This window comes from Clostridium pasteurianum (genome assembly GCF_001705235.1).
GTDB lineage: Bacteria > Bacillota > Clostridia > Clostridiales > Clostridiaceae > Clostridium_S > Clostridium_S pasteurianum_A.
This window is the reverse complement of sequence record NZ_MCGV01000001.1, coordinates 1,523,221-1,541,567: the sequence shown is the minus strand read 5'-3', so window position 1 is coordinate 1,541,567 and position 18,347 is coordinate 1,523,221. Positions and strand designations below refer to the sequence as shown.

10 protein-coding genes and 1 riboswitch are annotated in these 18,347 nt (G+C 30.6%); of the genes, 9 read left to right on the top strand and 1 reads right to left on the bottom strand.

What is annotated here, in order from left to right:
* The first annotated feature begins 78 nt into the window (after nucleotides 1-78).
* Together BEE63_RS06725 and BEE63_RS06720 are read left to right on the top strand one after the other, a co-directional pair.
* The gene (locus BEE63_RS06725; protein ID WP_066020651.1) at nucleotides 79-744 is read left to right on the top strand and encodes an FMN-dependent NADH-azoreductase; all 666 of its coding nucleotides are present in this window, start codon (nucleotides 79-81) and stop codon (nucleotides 742-744) included.
* A gap of 29 nt (nucleotides 745-773) precedes the next feature.
* Complete coding sequence (locus BEE63_RS06720) at nucleotides 774-1,637, top strand: phosphatase PAP2 family protein (RefSeq protein WP_066020650.1); 864 nt, start codon at nucleotides 774-776, stop codon at nucleotides 1,635-1,637.
* A 522-nt stretch (nucleotides 1,638-2,159) separates the two neighbouring features.
* On the opposite strand, the gene BEE63_RS06715 is transcribed toward BEE63_RS06720, so the two are convergent.
* Nucleotides 2,160-3,347, bottom strand: a complete 1,188-nt coding sequence (locus BEE63_RS06715) for a cation diffusion facilitator family transporter (RefSeq protein WP_066020649.1) — start codon at nucleotides 3,345-3,347, stop codon at nucleotides 2,160-2,162.
* Nucleotides 3,348-3,554: 207 nt separating this feature from the next.
* On the opposite strand from BEE63_RS06715, the gene BEE63_RS06710 reads away from it, so the two are divergent.
* The 7 genes from BEE63_RS06710 (at nucleotide 3,555) to BEE63_RS06680 (ending at nucleotide 18,250) form a co-directional block, all read left to right on the top strand.
* Nucleotides 3,555-4,043 carry a DUF134 domain-containing protein gene (locus BEE63_RS06710; protein WP_066020648.1) on the top strand — a complete coding sequence of 163 codons (489 nt, stop codon included), beginning with the start codon at nucleotides 3,555-3,557 and terminating at the stop codon, nucleotides 4,041-4,043.
* Nucleotides 4,024-4,371 carry a NifB/NifX family molybdenum-iron cluster-binding protein gene (locus tag BEE63_RS06705; protein ID WP_066020647.1) on the top strand — a complete coding sequence of 116 codons (348 nt, stop codon included), beginning with the start codon at nucleotides 4,024-4,026 and terminating at the stop codon, nucleotides 4,369-4,371. The genes BEE63_RS06710 and BEE63_RS06705 overlap by 20 nt, the downstream gene beginning before the upstream one ends.
* Before the next feature lie 189 nt (nucleotides 4,372-4,560).
* Nucleotides 4,561-4,974, top strand: coding sequence for an NUDIX hydrolase (locus tag BEE63_RS06700; protein WP_066020646.1), 414 nt, complete (start codon nucleotides 4,561-4,563; stop codon nucleotides 4,972-4,974).
* Between the two features lie 72 nt (nucleotides 4,975-5,046).
* On the top strand, nucleotides 5,047-5,850 hold the full coding sequence (locus BEE63_RS06695) for an MBL fold metallo-hydrolase (protein ID WP_066020645.1): 804 nt from the start codon (nucleotides 5,047-5,049) through the stop codon (nucleotides 5,848-5,850).
* A gap of 203 nt (nucleotides 5,851-6,053) precedes the next feature.
* The gene (locus BEE63_RS06690; protein WP_066020644.1) at nucleotides 6,054-7,355 is read left to right on the top strand and encodes a M18 family aminopeptidase; all 1,302 of its coding nucleotides are present in this window, start codon (nucleotides 6,054-6,056) and stop codon (nucleotides 7,353-7,355) included.
* A gap of 483 nt (nucleotides 7,356-7,838) precedes the next feature.
* Nucleotides 7,839-8,019, top strand: a riboswitch (Lysine riboswitch).
* 76 nt (nucleotides 8,020-8,095) lie between these two features.
* Nucleotides 8,096-9,391 carry a diaminopimelate decarboxylase gene (gene lysA / locus BEE63_RS06685; protein WP_066020643.1) on the top strand — a complete coding sequence of 432 codons (1,296 nt, stop codon included), beginning with the start codon at nucleotides 8,096-8,098 and terminating at the stop codon, nucleotides 9,389-9,391.
* A 267-nt stretch (nucleotides 9,392-9,658) separates the two neighbouring features.
* Nucleotides 9,659-18,250 carry a GH36-type glycosyl hydrolase domain-containing protein gene (locus BEE63_RS06680; RefSeq protein ID WP_066020642.1) on the top strand — a complete coding sequence of 2,864 codons (8,592 nt, stop codon included), beginning with the start codon at nucleotides 9,659-9,661 and terminating at the stop codon, nucleotides 18,248-18,250.
* The last annotated feature ends 97 nt before the right edge of the window (nucleotides 18,251-18,347 follow it).

The window sequence follows — 18,347 nt, the reverse complement described above, 5'->3', positions numbered from 1 at the left end:
AACATTGTGTCTTATAAAATATTCCTCTAGAATAATTTTTATTTTGAACGGTAAAAATAATTCTGGAGGTGTTTTTTGATGAAGAAATTATTGTATATTTCCGTAAATAGTAAGCCTGAAAATATATCTGTAAGCAAAACTGTTGGAAGAGAATTTGTAAACAGATTTATGAGAAAGTATCCTGAATATCAACTCATTGAAAGAGATATATGCAATGAATATATTCCTGAACTTAATCATAAGTATTTTAAGGAAAAAGGAGATATTGTATCTGGAAAAGATTATGATTCTCTAGATGAAAATGATAAAAAAGCTGTAGATAAAATAAATGAGCTTTGCAGTGAGTTTATAAGTGCAGATGTGTATGTCATTGCGTATCCAATGTGGAGTTCTCTTTTTCCACCAAGACTTAAAATGTACATTGATTGTATTATGCAAAACGGTAAGTCTATTAAAATTTCTGAGGATGAGGCTCATGGTCTTTTAAATGATAAAGAGAGAAGTATGCTTTGTGTACAGTCTTCTGGAGGAGCGTATCCCAAAATAATTTCATGGAAGCTAAATCATGGAATAAATTATCTTCATGATATTTTTAAATATGTAGGAATAAAAAAATTTGAGAAACTACTTGTTGAAGGAGTAGATACAGCTGATATAGGAAAACAAAAGGCTATGGCAAAAGCTTTTAATGAACTAGATGATTTAGTAAGCAAAATGGAAGTAAGAGAACTTATAGAGCGTTAATTTTTATAAATAGGATGGAGGATTGAAGATTGTTACTTAATATTTTAACTGCACAATTTAATATAACTACAATAAAGTTTTTGCAGCAATTCTCTAATCCTTTTTTAGATAAATTAGCACAAGCTATAACAATGACTGCGGAGGAATACTTCATAATTATATTTATAGGGATAGTGTATTTATGTATTGATAAAAAGCTTGGGTACTTAATGGCTGTAACATTATTATTTAGCAGCACTATTAATTATTTTGTAAAATGTATTTTTAAAGTCAAAAGGCCAATAGGAACTCCAGGGGTGCGTTCTCTTAGACTTCAGACAGCAGACGGATACTCATTCCCAAGTGGACATACCCAGGGAGCTGCTGTTTTTTGGTGCTCCCTTATGAAACGTTTGAAAAAGATGATTGTATATATAGTTGGGGCTGTTATGATAGTTTTAGTTGCACTTTCTAGATTATATTTAGGAGTGCATAGACCTGTTGATGTTGTGGGAGGATTTGTATTTGGAATAATTTGTGTAATAGTTTTGAATAGGATATTTCAATATGATGGATATAAAAAGAACTTAATTGTGTTTCTCTTTATTATTTTGCCAATGATTGTAATTACAGTGTATATTAATGATTCTAAGTTATACAAGGAATTAGGAGCCATAATTGGTTTTGTAATTGGATACAATATAGAAAATAAGTACATAAAATTCAATCCTAAAACCAGTGTGTGTAAGAACCTAATAAAAGTCATTATTTCTGTTTCAGGCCTTTTAATAGTAAGTATACTTTTCAAAACATTTCTACCACATGGACATGTACTTGATTTAATTACATATTTTTGTGGAGTATTGTGGTTTACTGCTGGAGATGGCTTAATTATAGTAAAGTTAAGCTTGTAAATGAGAAAAGATAGTGAAGAGTATGTGCTATTTTGTATCTCATGGAGTAAAAATTGGAGATAGTTGTGTAATTGGTGATGGAAGTGTAGTTACAAAAAATATACTAGATAATCTAACAGCATAGTGAAATCCTGCGAGAATTGTGGATAAGTAGAGCTGAAAATACATCAAGATTAGGCGCTTTGTTTATGTGATATAGCATTTTATATTTGAAGAATGCTAATGGTTGATAAGGTAGGATAATAGTATATATATATAATAATGGGGGAAAGCTCTTGATCCTAGATTTTCGGGAGCAAAGCAGAAGAAAATCATCATTGCTTTTATTAAATTAAACGAAGTAATAATATTATGGAAACGATTTAAATAAAACTCAATAAGTCTTGCCCCAAATTATAAAAAGACTTAGAAATTTTAATTTGTTTGAGACCAAAGTCGAGTTATTAAAATTCCTTAGTATTTTTATAATTTGGGGCTTAGACTTATGAGTTTTATTTAATGTTCCATAATATTATTACTTCGTTATGCGCCGGTATAGTCTCTGTCTACTGTAATTACGCAGTTGTAATGAGGGTGTTCTTTTTGTATGTCATTTTTTATAGCATCGACTAAATCATCAAATTTTTCAGGCGTTATTTTTTTATCAAAAGGAACTACTACATCAAAAATTAATTTTTTGTCCTCGCCGCTTCCGACTATTCTAAAATCATGAAATGAACCTACAGCTGGAAAATCATTTTTTAATATTTTTGATACGTATTTTTTGGCTTCATCAACTTCAGGAGATCCAATTAACAGAGGATCCATATGAACTACTACAAATATTCCTAAAGTTTCAGAAATCTTGTTTTCGACTTCATCTATTTTACTATGTAAAGTCATAATTGGAATATTGTATGGAACTTCAGCATGGAAAGAAATCATAATTCTGCCTGGTCCATAATTGTGTATAATTAAATCGTGTATACCTAAAATCACATCACATTCAAGTGCCATTTTCTTTATGGCCTTTACGAGAGCAGGATCAGGAGCTTGACCTAGTAGTGGATCAATAGTTTCTCGCATTGATGATACACCAGACCAGATTATCATTGCACCTATGAAAATACCAACATATCCATCTATAGATATTGTAGAAAAAACAGATACTAAAAGTGATAAGATTACACTTGAAAGTATGTAAACATCGTTTAAAGCATCAGCACCTGAAGCTTTTAGAGCTGAGGAATCGATTTCTTTCCCGATGGTTTTATTAAAATAACTTAACCATAATTTAAGAGGTATTGCAATTAAAATTATTATAAATGAAATCATATTAAAATTAACTGCTTCTGGTTTTAAAATTCTTGAAAATGAAGTTTTAACGAATTCAACACCAACAAGAATTATTATTGCAGATATTAATAGCGAAGATAGATATTCTATTCTGCCATGACCAAAAGGATGTTTTTTATCTGCTGGTTTATTTGATAATTTAAACCCTATAAGTGTTATAACTGAAGCACTTACATCTGCAAGATTATGAAAAGAATCGGCTATTACAGCTATACTATTTATTAAAATACCAATAGTAAGTTCTATTATAAAAAGAATAGAGTTTATTATGAGGCCCATTATACTGCTGAGGATTCCATAATTTTCTCTAACTTTTTTATTATCTATATTGCTATAATCTTTTATAAATTTTGAAACTATAAATTTTACAAGCATTGCGTTCACTCCCTATACTTTTAAAAGCATAATTGAAAATTGCAAATCAAATATATTATATCATATCTTACCAATAGTGGTATTAACATTATTATTTCTTTTGTATTGCGGTTAAATATATTTAATTAAGTAATTGGCATTTGACAATAACTAAATTTAAATATATAATAATGGCAAATGCCAATTATATTTTAAGGAGGGATTTAAGTGCCAAGGCCAATTAAATTTAGGAAAGTTGAAAGCTTGCCGAAATATACATATTTTGTGCCAGAGGGAATAAGGAAATGTGAACTCCATGAAATACTTATAAAGGTTGAAGAACTTGAAGCTATGAGACTTAAGGATATAGAAGAACTAAATCAAGAAGAGTGTGCGGAAAAAATGCATGTTTCAAGGCAAACCTTCCAAAATATAATAGATAGTGCAAGAAAAAAAGTTGCTTTAGCACTTACGGAGGGAAAAGCAATAAATATAAGTGGTGGAAATTATACTAGAAATTTGTGTAAGTTTAAATGTATAGCTTGTGGCAATGTTTATGAAATAAAGTATGAAGAAGATAAAAGTGTGTGTCCGGTATGTGGTTCAAATAAAGTCATGTGCAGCAAAAAAAGTGATTTTTGTCGTAAGGTGTGCCATAAGAAGTGCAAAAATAATAAATGTATTGGAGGAGATTTAAATGAAAATAGCAATACCTAATAATGGAACTGAATTAAATCACCATTTTGGTAAAAGTAAAAGTTTTATAATTGGAACAATAGAAAATAGCAAAGTTGAAAAAATGGAGGAAGTATCTACAGATCAGCTTGCACATCAGCATGAAGGCCTTGCAGATTTACTTGTTAAACATAATGTAGATGTAGTTATAACTGGAGGAATAGGAATGGGTGCGCTTGAAGCTTTAAAAAGCAAAGGTTTTAAAGTTATAAGAGGAGCTCAAGGTGAATGCAAGGATGTTATGGAAAGTTATATTAATGGTAAATTGGAAGATAAAAATGTAATGTGTAATCATCATTGCAATCACTAAAGATAAACATTTTTATTATAAAAGTTTCTAGGATATATAAATTTAAAGTTAAATTTGTATATCCTAGAATTTTTTTATATAAAATTATGGCAAATGATATAATATTAATATAGAACGTGGGAGATTGAAATTGTTAATAACAAATTTATATTGGTAAGCCAGACCATAAAGTAAGGGTGATGATTTTAATTGAAAACTGAAGTATATAATTTAGGAATTATTAAAGATGAAGAATTAAAATTTGCGGTTATAGTTTCAAAATTTAATGGAAAATTTGTATATGCAAAACATAAAAAGAGAGAAACGTGGGAAATTCCAGGTGGACATAGAGAATTAAATGAGGATATTGATAAGACGGCAGAAAGAGAACTTAAAGAAGAAACTGGAGCGATTAAATTCACAATAAAACCTGTATGCGATTATTCTGTAAAAAATGACGGACAGTCACAGGATTATGGTAGAGTATATTATGCACAAATTGAAGAACTTGGAAAACTTCCTGATTTTGAAATTGGAGAAATTAAACTATTTGATTATATGCCAGAAAAACTTACATATCCAGAAATTCAACCAATTTTATTTAAATATGTTCTAGAATATTAAATAATAGCTCTGATTTTAATCTTCCCTATATAACATAAAAAAAGAAAGATAAAATTTAAATTGGAGGATAAAATGAGTTATACTGAAATTAAAAATTCAAATGATAATGAGTGGTTTACGATTGAGAAAATAGACAATGAAACTTATGCTATAAGTGAATATGGACATTGGGAAAAAGCTCACTCTTATTTACTTATAGGCAAAAACAATGCTCTTTTAATTGACACGGGGTTGGGAATTGGAAATATAAAAAAGAAAGTTCAAAAGTTAACGGATTTGCCTATAATAGTGGTTACTACTCATATTCATTGGGATCATATAGGTGGTCATGATTTATTTAATACTATTTATGTTTATAAAGATGAAGCAGATTGGTTGAAAAACGGTATAGGTATACCTCTTAACGTTGTTAAGAAAAATATTATGGCTCGCCCTTTTACTAAACAGTCTCCAGCTGAGTTTAATATTAACAATTATAAAATTTATACAGGAAATCCAAGTAGAATATTAAATGATAACGATATAATAGATATTGGATCAAGAAAGATAAGAGTTATACATACGCCAGGACATTCTCCAGGACATATTTGCCTTTTTGAAGAGGATAGAGGATATCTATACACGGGAGATTTAATTTATAAGGGAACTTTATATGCCTTTTATCCAACTACAGATCCTGTGCTTTTTAAAGAATCAGTTGATAAAATTAGTAGGCTTAAAGGTATATCAAAATTATTGCCAGGACATAATGAAATAAGTATACAAGTTGATTTTATATATAGAGTAAAGGAAGCATTTCAAAACATTAAAGACAGAAACATGTTAAGGCAAGGTAATGGAGTATTTGACTTTGATGAGTTCAAAATAAAATTGTAATTGTATATGAGGTTTGGCTTAAGGCTTATTATTCTTCTATTAATAATTTACTGGAAAAAAATAAATAAGTTTTGTATACTATAAAATGTAGAATTATAAACTCAACTTTAGCATACAAAAATTAGCTTTAAGGTCTTGATTTTTAATGAATATTTGGCTAATTCATAAGTTGAGTTAAATATTTATAATTGGAGGAACAACTAATGCAAAATGAAATTAAATTTGCCAAGGAACTAATAGATTTTATATATGATAGTCCATCACCATTTCACTCAGTTAGAAATATTGAAAAAACACTAAAAGATAGTGGTTTTACTGAACTAAGTGAGGAGAATAAGTGGGAGCTTAATAAAAATGGAAAATATTTTGTTAAAAGAAATGACTCAGCTGTAATTGCTTTTAACGTAGGAAGTGGTTTAATAGCTAAAAAAGGATTCAAAATAGTAGGGGCACATACGGATTCACCTACGTTTAGGATAAAACCAAATCCGGAAATTATTTCTGAAAATTCATATATAAAGTTAAACACAGAGGTATATGGTGGACCAATATTAAATACATGGTTTGATAGACCACTTTCTATAGCTGGAAGGGTTATGATAAAGGGCAACAATGTACTTTTTCCGCAAACAAAATTAATTAATATAAAAAGACCTTTAATTATAATTCCTAATTTAGCCATACATATGAATAGAAGTGTAAATAGTGGTGTAAATATCAATCCTCAAATTGATACTTTACCAATTTTGGGGCTTATAAGTGAAAAGTTTGAAAAGGAAAACTATCTTCTTAAAATTATTGCAAATGAACTTCAGGTTGATGTTTCTGATATACTTGATTTTGATCTGTTCCTGTATGAGTATGACAAGGGATGCATTATGGGAGTAAATAATGAATTTATATCCAGCAGTAGACTTGATGACATGGAAATGGTGCATGCTGGTCTTACGGCTATGATAAATGCTAAAACTTCCGAATCCACTAATGTTTTAGCATGCTTTGATAATGAGGAAATTGGAAGTGCAACTAAACAAGGAGCTGATTCTCAGTTTTTATCTGATACCTTAGAGAGAATTGTTTTAGCATTTGGAGGAGATAGGGAAGACTTTTTTAGAGCTCTTTATAAATCCTTTATGATATCAGCAGATTCTGCACATGCAGTACATCCTAATAAAGGAGAAAAAGCAGATCCAGTTTTAAGACCACATATAAATGAAGGACCAGTTATAAAAATAAGTGCTGCTCAAAAGTATACCTCAGATAGTAGCTCAATAGGTGTATATGATGAAATATGCAAAATGGCAGGAGTACCATGTCAAAAGTTCACAAATAGATCAGATGAAAGAGGTGGAAGTACCATAGGACCTATAACTTCTACTCACACTGCAATAAGAACTGTGGATATTGGTACTGCACTTTTGGCTATGCATTCAATAAGAGAATTGTGCGGAGTTTCAGATCATGTTTATGTAGAAAAATCATTTGAAGAATTTTTCAATTTGTAAACGAATCTAAATAACAATGCTTTGTAACATTATTTATTAGAGCTTTTTTAATGTTACAAAGCACTGTTATTTAGATTTAGGAGTAAAGCAAGGAAAAAATTCCTCCGTACCTACGGAATTTTGGACATCAATTACATAGAGTTAGTTTGATGTCTATACTATTTTTCGCAGGGAAGCGGAGAAAAATTCACCTTGCTTTTATTTTAAGCGAAGTAAATAGTATTTTGGGAACGATTTAAATAAAAGTCAATAAGACTTGCTTCAAATTATAAAAAGACTTAGAAATTTTAATTTGTCTGAGCTTTTTTTCAGCGAGTTATTAAAATTTATTAGTATTTTTATAATTTGAAGCTTAGTCTTATGATTTTTATTTAATGTTTCAAAATACTATTACTTCGCAATATTATTAGATTATGAATGAAGTTAAAAAAACGTATTGTATATTTATGCATTGTGTGGTAGAATTAAAAACAATAGAAATAGACCTTTTGTAGAGGTGCTTTAAGTTAAGAGTAACTGTTTGGAGTTGGCAAATTATGATAAGCAGTGAAAGGGACTTTTAGCCGAAGCAAATAAATTGGCAAATTTATTCGCTGGCTTTTCACAAAATATGTGAAGGGTTGTCACTTAATTGTCATTAGGTAAGTGGAGCGCTACAAGGTACACAAGATTGCAGTTAAGACGGCAAGGGTGTTCCTTTGCCGTTTATTTTTATATAAAAAAATAAAGAGGTGTTTTATTTGAAATTATTTGGAAGTATGAATGTTGAAAGTAATGAGTTATATATAGGGGGCATAAGTTGTAAGAAACTTGCAAAAGACTATGGTACGCCTCTTTATGTAATTGATGAACAATTAGTGAGGGAAAATTGTAGAAGATATTATAAAAATTTTAAGGCAGAAAAAGATGGAAATAGAGTTGCATATGCTGGTAAGGCATTTTTACCTATTGCAATGTGTCAAATTGTTAGTGAAGAGGGGCTTAGTCTAGATGTAGTTTCAGGGGGAGAACTTTATACCGCTTACAAAGCTGGATTTAATATGAATAATATTTTATTTCATGGAAATAATAAAACAATAGATGAAATGGAAATGGGGATAAAATTAAACGTAGGAAGATTTGTAGCAGATAATTTTTATGAAATAGAAAAAGTAAATGAAATAGCTGAAAGAATGGGTAAGGTTCAAAAAGTATTTCTTAGAATAACTCCTGGAATAGAAGCACATACACATGAGTATATAAAAACAGGACAAATCGATTCTAAGTTTGGATTTACTTTAGCTAATGGAGATGCACTCAAAGCTGTTAAAGAAGTTCTAAAATTTAAAAATGTAGAGCTTGTAGGTATTCATGCACATATAGGTTCTCAAATTTTTGAAATAGGACCTTATGAAGAAGAAACGAAGGTTATGCTTAAATTTGTTAAGACTATTAAAGATGAGTTGAATTATGAAATAAAAGAGCTTGATTTAGGTGGTGGCTTTGGAATTTACTATAAAGAAGGAGATAAACCAAAATCAACTGAAGATTTTTGTAATGCCATATTAGAAGAAGCTCAAAGAAGTGCTGACGAATTTAATATAAAACTTCCAAAGCTCATAATAGAGCCTGGTAGATCTATAATAGGAAATGCAGGAACAACTATTTATACTGTAGGTTCTATAAAAGAAATACCAGGAATAAGAAAATATGTATCCGTAGATGGTGGTATGACTGATAATATAAGACCTTCTCTTTATAAGGCCGAATATGAATGTGAAATTGCAGATAAATTTAGAAATTCAAAAGAAACGGTTACTGTATCAGGTAAGTGCTGTGAATCTGGAGACATACTTTTAAATGATATAAGCATGGCGAAGGCAGAGAGTGGTGATATTTTAGTTGTAGCTACTACTGGAGCTTATGGCTATTCCATGAGTAATAATTATAATAAGATTCCTAAAGCAGCAGTTGTTTTAGTCAATGATGGAAAAGCTAAGTTAATATGCAAAAGGGAAAGTTATGAAGATATGCTCATGAACGAAGTTTTGCTATAAAAATATTTAGGGGGCTCAATATAAAGGCTGATTTTATTGATCAGCTGCTTCTAAGTTAAATGTGGGTTATTGGTAAAAGCACTTGATCATGTTGGGGCACAAGGTCATGTTTTTACTAATAACCCACGATTTTTTTTGATGGTAAATTTAAATAGTTAATATAAATCTGTAATTTGTAACTTTAAAATTTTGTTTAAAAAAATATATATGTGGGAATAATAATCGAAGTTAAATTAATGAGTATATTTGCTGAAAGGATTGATTATTATGCTTTATGTATATATTTTTCTTCTATGTTTAGTTATTGGTTCTATATACATGTTACGTTATGTTGGTAGAAGAAAAAGTTATCATTATCATGAAAACATTATAGAAAATGATGATTTAAGTCATGATAAAAGCTACTTTGAAATACCGAGGGGAAGCAGAAGAGGAATTCTTATAAAAAAGCTGGATAGAAGTTATAATAGGATTCTTAAAGGATATGAATACTTCGACAGGGAAATAAGAAATAAGAGAGAAATACCAGCTGCATCCGAGTGGCTTCTTGATAACTTGTATCTCATAGAAAAAGAATATAAGGATATAAAACATAATATGTCCGGAATATGCTATAGAAATATGCCGGTTATAAGTAAGGGGGCATTTAAGGGCCTTCCAAGGGTATATTATCTTGGAACTAAAATAATAAATAAATTGGATGGAAGGATAAATGAAGGGGCTTTAGTTTCGTACATAGGAGAATATGAAAAGAGAGCTGTCTTAACCAGTGCAGAGCTTTGGGCACTGCCTACTATGTTTAGAATGGCGGTTATTCAAAATATAAGTAAAATCACTGAAAGTATAGTATTTTCTCAAATTGAAAAGTCGAAAGCAGATAAGTATGGAGATGACATAATAAATTCAGAAAATATTAGTTTTAAGAAGGTTAAAAGAGCATTAAAAAGTGAAAAAATATTAACCTCACATTTTGTAGAAAGATTTCTTAAAATTTTAAGAGACAGCGGCGTTGATAATAAAGAAATTTATGATTATATAGATACAAGGCTTGAAATGCAGGAAACTACAAGCAATGAAATGATAATATTGGAGCATCAAAGACAGGCCAAGTTTCAGGTATCTATGGGGAACTCAATAAATGCTATAAGGGAAATTGAAGCCTTAAATTGGAAAGAATGTTTTGAAAGGCTTAGCTCCGTAGAGAGCATATTGAGAAAAGATCCATCTGGAATATATAATCACATGGATTTTCTATCAAAAGATTATTATAGACATAATATAGAGAGAATTTCAAACGGAATGAACTTGCCTGAGTCTTATGTTTCTAAGATGGCGGTTAAATGTGCAGAGGAGTATTCGGGAAAGGGTATAAGAAAGCATGTTGGATATTACATTGTAGATTGTGGAATTGAAGAATTAAAAGATAAAATTGGATTAAGGAAACGTGTAAATAAGTTATTATGGAAAATTTTAAATGAAAATAAAGTTGGATTTTATATAGGTGTTAATGTAATTGGAACTATTATGTTAGATGTCTTTTTGCTATACCTTATTTTTAGAGGAAGAAATTATAGTAACCTACCCCAATACGTAATAGGATTTTTTGTTATTTTAATTCCATGCTCAGAAATAGTGAATTCTATTGTTAATTGGAGTGTAAATAACTTAACTATACCTAAATTTGTACCCAAGATTGATTTATCAAAAGGTATCCCGGATGAGGCTAGAACAGTAGTAGTAATTCCAGCAATTTTGAATAATGAAAAAGAAGTAAAAAAATTAATTAGCGATATGGAAATTTATTACCTTGCTAATAGAGAAAAAAATCTTTACTTTGCACTTTTAGGTGATTTTAAGGACAGTAAAAATGAGACACAAGATGATGATTATAAGATAAATAGAACTGCACTTAATAGCGTAAAAAGGTTAAATAGAAAATACTGTGATAATGAAGAAGAAATCTTTTTCTTTCTTAATCGAAAAAGAAAATTTAATTCAAGTGAAAATATGTGGATCGGCTGGGAAAGGAAAAGAGGAAAGCTAATTGAATTCAATTCACTTTTAAAAGGTGATAAGAATACTAGTTATAATGTGATAAGTGGCAGCTTAAAAAATCTTTATAATGTTAAGTATGTTATTACACTTGATGCGGATACTAAGCTTCCAAGGGATACAGCAAAAAAGCTTGTAGGTGCTATGGTTCATACTTTGAATAGAGCTGTCATAAAAAATGATAGAGTTGTAAGAGGTTATGGGATTATGCAGCCTAGAGTAAGCATAAATTCTCTTAGCGCTAATAAAACGATTTATTCTAAGATTTTTTCCGGAGAAGCAGGTATTGATACATATAGTACTGCTGTTTCAGATGTATATCAGGATTTATTTGGTGAAGGAATCTTCGCTGGAAAGGGAATATACGATATCGATGTTTTTCAGAGTATGTTGAAAAATCAAATACCTGAAAATACTATATTAAGTCATGATTTATTGGAAGGATCATATGTAAGAACAGCGTTAGTTACGGATGTTGAATTTATTGATGGATATCCTGCATATTATAATTCAAGCTGTAAAAGATTGCATAGATGGGTTAGAGGAGATTGGCAGCTTTTGCCTTGGATATTAAAAAAATCTCCTATAAACGCTTTGTCTAAGTGGAAAATTTTTGACAATTTAAGAAGAAGTATGATAGCACCTTCAATCATGCTTTTAATATTTTTATCTATAACCATACTTCCATACAATATAGATAAATGGCTTTCTATAGCTTTTTTATCATTAATATGTCCATGGCTTTTCGATATATCCGAAATGGTAGTATCGCCTATAAGGGGTATGAATTTATCAGGGAAAATTGATAGCAGTAAGGTTGTAATAGAGCAGATGTTTTTAATATTTAGTTTCCTTCCGTATAAAGCATATCTTATGGTTGATGCTATAGTAAGAACGTTATATAGATGTTTTATAAGTAAAAAGAATCTACTTGAATGGCAAACTTCTGCGGATTCAGAGGCTTCTAGTAAGAGAGAATTTAGAGATTTTGCATATTCTATGTGGATAGGAAGTTTGATTGCAATTATTGTATGTACTGAGGCTTTTTATAGGGAAACAGCAATTGGATTCATAATGTTCCCAATGGCAGTACTTTGGTTTATAAGTCCATTTACAGCATACTTTATAAGTAAAGAGAATAAAAATAATATAAGTATAAAGAGCATTGACATGAAATTTCTCCGAATGATGGCAAGAAAAACATTTGCATATTTTGAGGATTTTGTGAATGAAGAATCAAATTTTCTTCCTCCAGATAATTATCAAGAATATGGAGATAAGGGAGTTGCTTTCAGGACTTCACCAACTAATATGGGAATGGGATTAACTTCAAATTTGTCTGCATATGATTTGGGGTTTATAGGTATAACTGAATTTCTAAGTAGAACGAACAAAGTGCTTTCAAGCATGGAGTCACTTCCTATGTATAGAGGGCATTTTTATAATTGGTATGATATAAAGACTAAAAGGCCGCTCAAACCGGAATATATATCAACTGTAGATAGTGGAAATCTTGTAGGATATATGTGGCTTTTAACCAGTTCTATTGAAGAATTTAAAAAATCTTCGGTCTTTAATAAAAATTTGATAAGAGGATTAATTGATAATATAAATTTAGCAGAAAAGGAGCTTAAGACTACTGATATAAAAAGAGAAAACTACTATGGAGAAATAAGAAATGTACTTCAAAATGAAAAAATCAATTTACTGTTATTTCATAAAATACTTTGGGGTCTAATTGAAAAAGAAGAATTAGTGGAAAGTGAGGAAGACAAATCAAGAATATATTGGAATCTTAAACTTAAAAATGCTTCTTTGAATTTAAAAGATGAATGTAATAAATTAATGCCGTGGATAAATACATTTATGAAAAATGTAGAAAGCGAATATTATATTTTTGAAACGCTTAATACGGCAATTTTTGAGGTACCTCTTAGTGTTCTTCCTAAAAAGTTAGAGGAAATAAAGGTATTTATTCAAAATAAGATTAATAGCAGTGACAGAATAGATAGAGATATTTATCGAAAACTAATTAAAGATATCAGTGATGGAAAAGCTGAAATTGAAAAACTTATATATGGTTTAAATGATTTGCATAATAGGCTAAGTAGGATTATAGATAATACTGATTTTAGAATGCTTTTTGATAATAAGAGGGAATTGTTCGCTATTGGTTATGATATAGAAAGTGACAGTTTGGGAAAAAGTTTTTATGATCTTTTAGCATCTGAAGCTAGACAGGCAAGTTTTATAGCTATAGCTAAAGGTGAGGTTAATCAAAATCACTGGTTTAAACTAGGAAGGGCAATAACAAATGTCTATAAAAGAAAATGTCTAGTTTCCTGGAGTGGAACTATGTTTGAATATCTTATGCCAATTATAATAATGAGGAATTATCCAGAAACGCTTTTAAGTCAGACTTACAAGACAGTAGTTGAAAGTCAGAGAAGATATTGCAAGAAAAGGAAACTTCCATGTTGGGGAATTTCAGAATCAGCATTTTCAAGATTAGATGCTGATAACAACTATATGTATAAAGCTTTTGGCGTTCCAGGTATAGGTCTTAAGAGGGGGCTTTCAGATGAATTTGTAATAGCACCTTATGCTTCAGTTATGGCACTTCAGATTGATGCTAAAAATTCTATAAGTAATATGCATGAACTTGTAAATCAAGGTGCTGAAGGTAGATACGGTTTTTATGAGGCAATTGATTATACTAAGGTAAGATTAAAAGGTAATAAAGAAAAAGAAGTTGTAAAGTGTTTTATGGTTCATCATGAGGGAATGAGTTTAATGTCTCTTGATAATGTTATAAATGATAATGTGCTACAAAAAAGATTTCATTGTATACCGGAAGTCAAGGCAACAGAACTTTTATTGCAGGAGAGAGTGCCAAGGAGAATAGTATACAATGAAGAAAAGGCATTTGAGGTTCCAGAATTTAAGGATGAGAAACAAAAGATAATAGAAAGAAGATATAAAACAGCAAAAACAACAATTCCTGAAGTTCAGCTTTTATCTAACGGAAATTACTCTATTATGATTTCTAATAGTGGAAGTGGATATAGTAAAAGAGATAAACAGTATATATATAGGTGGCGTAATGATTCTATAGAAGAGAATAAGGGAATGTTTTTCTATATAAAAGATTTAGGAAGTAACAAATGGTGGAGCGCAGGGTATGAACCATGCCAAAGTGAAGGCGATTATTATGAAGCCATATTTTCTGAGGATAAGGCAAAATTTAAAAGAAAGGATGAAAATATAATAACCAGTACAACTGTTGTTGTTTCTAGTGAGGAAGATGCAGAAATAAGGAGATTAGATATAACCAATAATGGAAAAACTGATAAGATTTTAGAGGTAACAAGTTATATGGAAATTACTATTGCGCCATTTGATGCGGATTTAGTGCACCCTGCTTTTAGTAATTTGTTTGTGAGAACAGAGTTTAATGGAGAATATGGATGCTTACTTGCTTCAAGGAGAAGGAGAAGTGAAAAAGAAAATGAATTATGGGTTATGCACTATATGATTGTAGAAGGAGAAGCAAAAGGAAATGCTGAGTACGAAACTAGCAGAAATAATTTTATTGGAAGAACGAGGGATGTTCATAACCCTGAGGCGATGAATTCACCACTTAAAAATACAGTTGGAGATGTCTTAGATCCTATAATGAGTCTAAGAAGAAGAATTAAAATTAGACCAGGGAAAACCATTAGAATATCTTATATTACAGCTGCTGCTGATTCTAAGAAAAATGTGCTTGCAATTTGTAAAAAGTACTCTTTCTATGGAAGCATAAAAAGAGCTTTTGAAATTGCAGCTACTGGAGCACAAGTTTCCATGGGATACTTAGGTATAAAATCATCAGAAGCTAATGTATATGAGCTAATGGCATCAAAGATATTATTTTTAAGCGATAATTTGAAAAATAGAGATTATTATATCAAAAATATAAATAAAAATCAGCCCGCACTATGGGGTTACGGTATTTCTGGGGATTTGCCAATATTACTCCTTATTGTAAGATATGAAAGTGATATCGGAATTGTGAAACAGATGATTAAGGCACATGAATATTTTCAAACTAAAGGTTTAGGTGTTGACCTTATAATAATAAATTTAATGGATAATTCCTATATTCAAAATTTTCAAGATACTATAAATGATTTAATAAATAGAAGTAATGTAAGATTGGATAGATATAAGTCAGGAAAAACTTTTCTATTTAATAAAGCATTGATGCCAGAAGAAGACATGAAGTTTTTAATAGGTATAGCAAAATTGGTTATAGACTCAGATAAGGGACTTTTAATAGCACAGCTTAAGACTAAAGATCATGAGAAGGATGAAATGCCAAATTTAGAATCTCACGAAATTAAATATGATATTAAACCATATAAATTTTCAATTAATGCCCTCAAGTTTTTTAATGAATATGGAGGATTTGATGAAAAAAGTAATGAGTATGTAATAATTCTTAATGATAGTAAGAATACACCTGCTCCGTGGATTAATGTTATATCTAATGAGAAGTTTGGATTTCATGTATCAGAAATAGGCTCTGCATATACATGGAGTGAAAATAGTAGAGAGAATAAGATAACTCCATGGGATAATGATCCAGTTTCAGATACTTTAGGTGAGGCACTTTATGTAAGGGATGAAGTTACAGGTAAGTACTGGAGTATAAGTCCAGAACCTGTGCGTGATAATGACGATTATATAATTAAGCATGGTTTTGGATACAGCAGCTTTAGCCATTACAAAGAAGGCATAGTGGGCAATATGACTATGTTTGTGCCTATGGAAGAAAGTACAAAGGTAATAATTTTAAAGCTTAAAAATAATACAGAGGTTGAAAGAAAATTATCAGCTACGTACTATTCAAGACTCGTTTTAGGAGTGACACCTGAGCATACTAAGCAGTATATTTCAACATATTTAGATATGAATAGTAAAGTCATTTACGCTAGAAATCCTTACAGCACAAGTTTTGGAAATTTGTATGCTTTTCTCAAAATTTATGGTGGTTATGATGAGAGTTTTACTGGAAGCAGAAAAGAATTTATTGGTAAGGAAAATAATATCCATGGTCCTGCTGCAATTAAAAAGATTAGGCTGTCTAATGAGGTAGGAAGTGGAATAGAAGCCTGTATGGCGGAAAATGTAAAAATTAATTTGAATCCTGGGGAAGAAAAAGAAATTGTAATAATGCTCGGGGAAGAAAAATCTCTAATAGAGCTTAAAAATTTAACAGATAAATATTCTTCAGTTCAAAATGCTGAAAATGAATTATCTAAGACAAAAGAGTATTGGAGATCTATGTTAACTTCAATAGCTGTAAAGACTCCGGATGACAGTATGAATATTATGATGAATGGATGGCTTATGTATCAGCTTGTTTCGTGCAGATTGTGGGCTAGAACTGCATTTTATCAGTCTGGAGGAGCTTATGGTTTTAGGGATCAGCTTCAGGATACAATGCCTCTTAGTTTTGTTAAGCCTGAAATGACTAGAAAGCAGATACTTATAAGTGCATCAAGGCAATTTTTGGAGGGTGATGTTCAGCATTGGTGGCATCCTGTAGTAAATAGCGGTATAAGAACTAGATTTTCAGATGATTTATTATGGCTTCCTTATGTAACTTTAGATTATATAAGAAATACTGGAGACTATTCTATTTTAGACGAAATAGTTTCGTATATAGAAGATGAACCTTTAAAAGAAGGTGAAGATGAGAGATATAATCTTACAAAAACATCTGACAAAAAGGGAACTATATATGAGCACTGTATAAAAGCTATAGATAAAGCACTTAAATTTGGAATTCATAACATACCGCTCATGGGTAGTGGAGATTGGAATGACGGAATGAATACCGTAGGAAACAAAGGAAAAGGTGAAAGTGTATGGCTTGGATGGTTTTTGTATTCTATACTCAAAAACTTTAAAGATGTGGCAAAGATGAAAAAAGATGAATATAGAAGTGAGAGGTATTTGGAATTAAGCGATTTTGTAAGAGAGAGTATAGAAAAGAATGCGTGGGATGGAAATTGGTATAGAAGAGCTTACTTTGATGATGGAACACCTCTTGGTTCCGCACAGAATGATGAATGCCAAATAGATTCTCTCGCTCAATCATGGGGATTAATATCTGGAGGAGCTAAGCATGAAAGAGCTAAAGTAGCAATGAAGTCAATTGAAAAGTATCTGGTAAAAGAAGATAAAGGTATGGTATTACTTTTAACTCCGCCATTTGATGATTCTAAGTTAAATCCCGGTTATATAAAAGGTTATGTGCCAGGTGTAAGAGAAAATGGAGGCCAATATACTCATGCAGCAACCTGGGTAATACTTGCTATGACAAAGTTAGGTGATGGTAAAAAAGCCTGGAAGCTATTTAATATGATAAATCCAATAAATCACACAAAATCATTTTACGATTGTCAAACTTATAAGGTTGAACCATATGTCATGGCAGCAGATGTTTATGCAAAGGAACCTTATGTAGGTAGAGGTGGATGGACCTGGTATACAGGTACTGCAGGTTGGATGTACAGAGTCGGAATAGAAGGCATACTTGGTTTAAAATTAAAAGAAGGAATGGGTTTTACAATCGAACCATGTATTCCTGATAAGTGGAGCAGTTATAGTATGCAGTATAAAGTTAAAAATAATATCTATAATATAAACATACACAGAACAGGAAAGAAAACAATAGTACTAGATGGTGATAATGTTACTGGTGGTATAGTACCATTTTTAGATGGTGGCGAGCATAATGTTGAGGTGACTATATGATGCAAGTGTATTGACAGATATAGAAACAATGTTGTACTATATATATAATATAAATCAACTAATCCTATATGATTTATAGGTTTACCTGGGCTATTTC

What these genes read in the sequence shown, in the direction of transcription:
- BEE63_RS06725 (WP_066020651.1), top strand. Translation starts at nt 79, where the DNA reads ATGAAGAAATTATTGTATATTTCCGTAAATAGTAAGCCTGAAAATATA.
- BEE63_RS06715 (WP_066020649.1), bottom strand. Translation starts at nt 3,347, where the DNA reads ATGCTTGTAAAATTTATAGTTTCAAAATTTATAAAAGATTATAGCAAT.
- BEE63_RS06705 (WP_066020647.1), top strand. Translation starts at nt 4,024, where the DNA reads ATGAAAATAGCAATACCTAATAATGGAACTGAATTAAATCACCATTTT.
- BEE63_RS06695 (WP_066020645.1), top strand. Translation starts at nt 5,047, where the DNA reads ATGAGTTATACTGAAATTAAAAATTCAAATGATAATGAGTGGTTTACG.
- BEE63_RS06690 (WP_066020644.1), top strand. Translation starts at nt 6,054, where the DNA reads ATGCAAAATGAAATTAAATTTGCCAAGGAACTAATAGATTTTATATAT.
- BEE63_RS06680 (WP_066020642.1), top strand. Translation starts at nt 9,659, where the DNA reads ATGCTTTATGTATATATTTTTCTTCTATGTTTAGTTATTGGTTCTATA.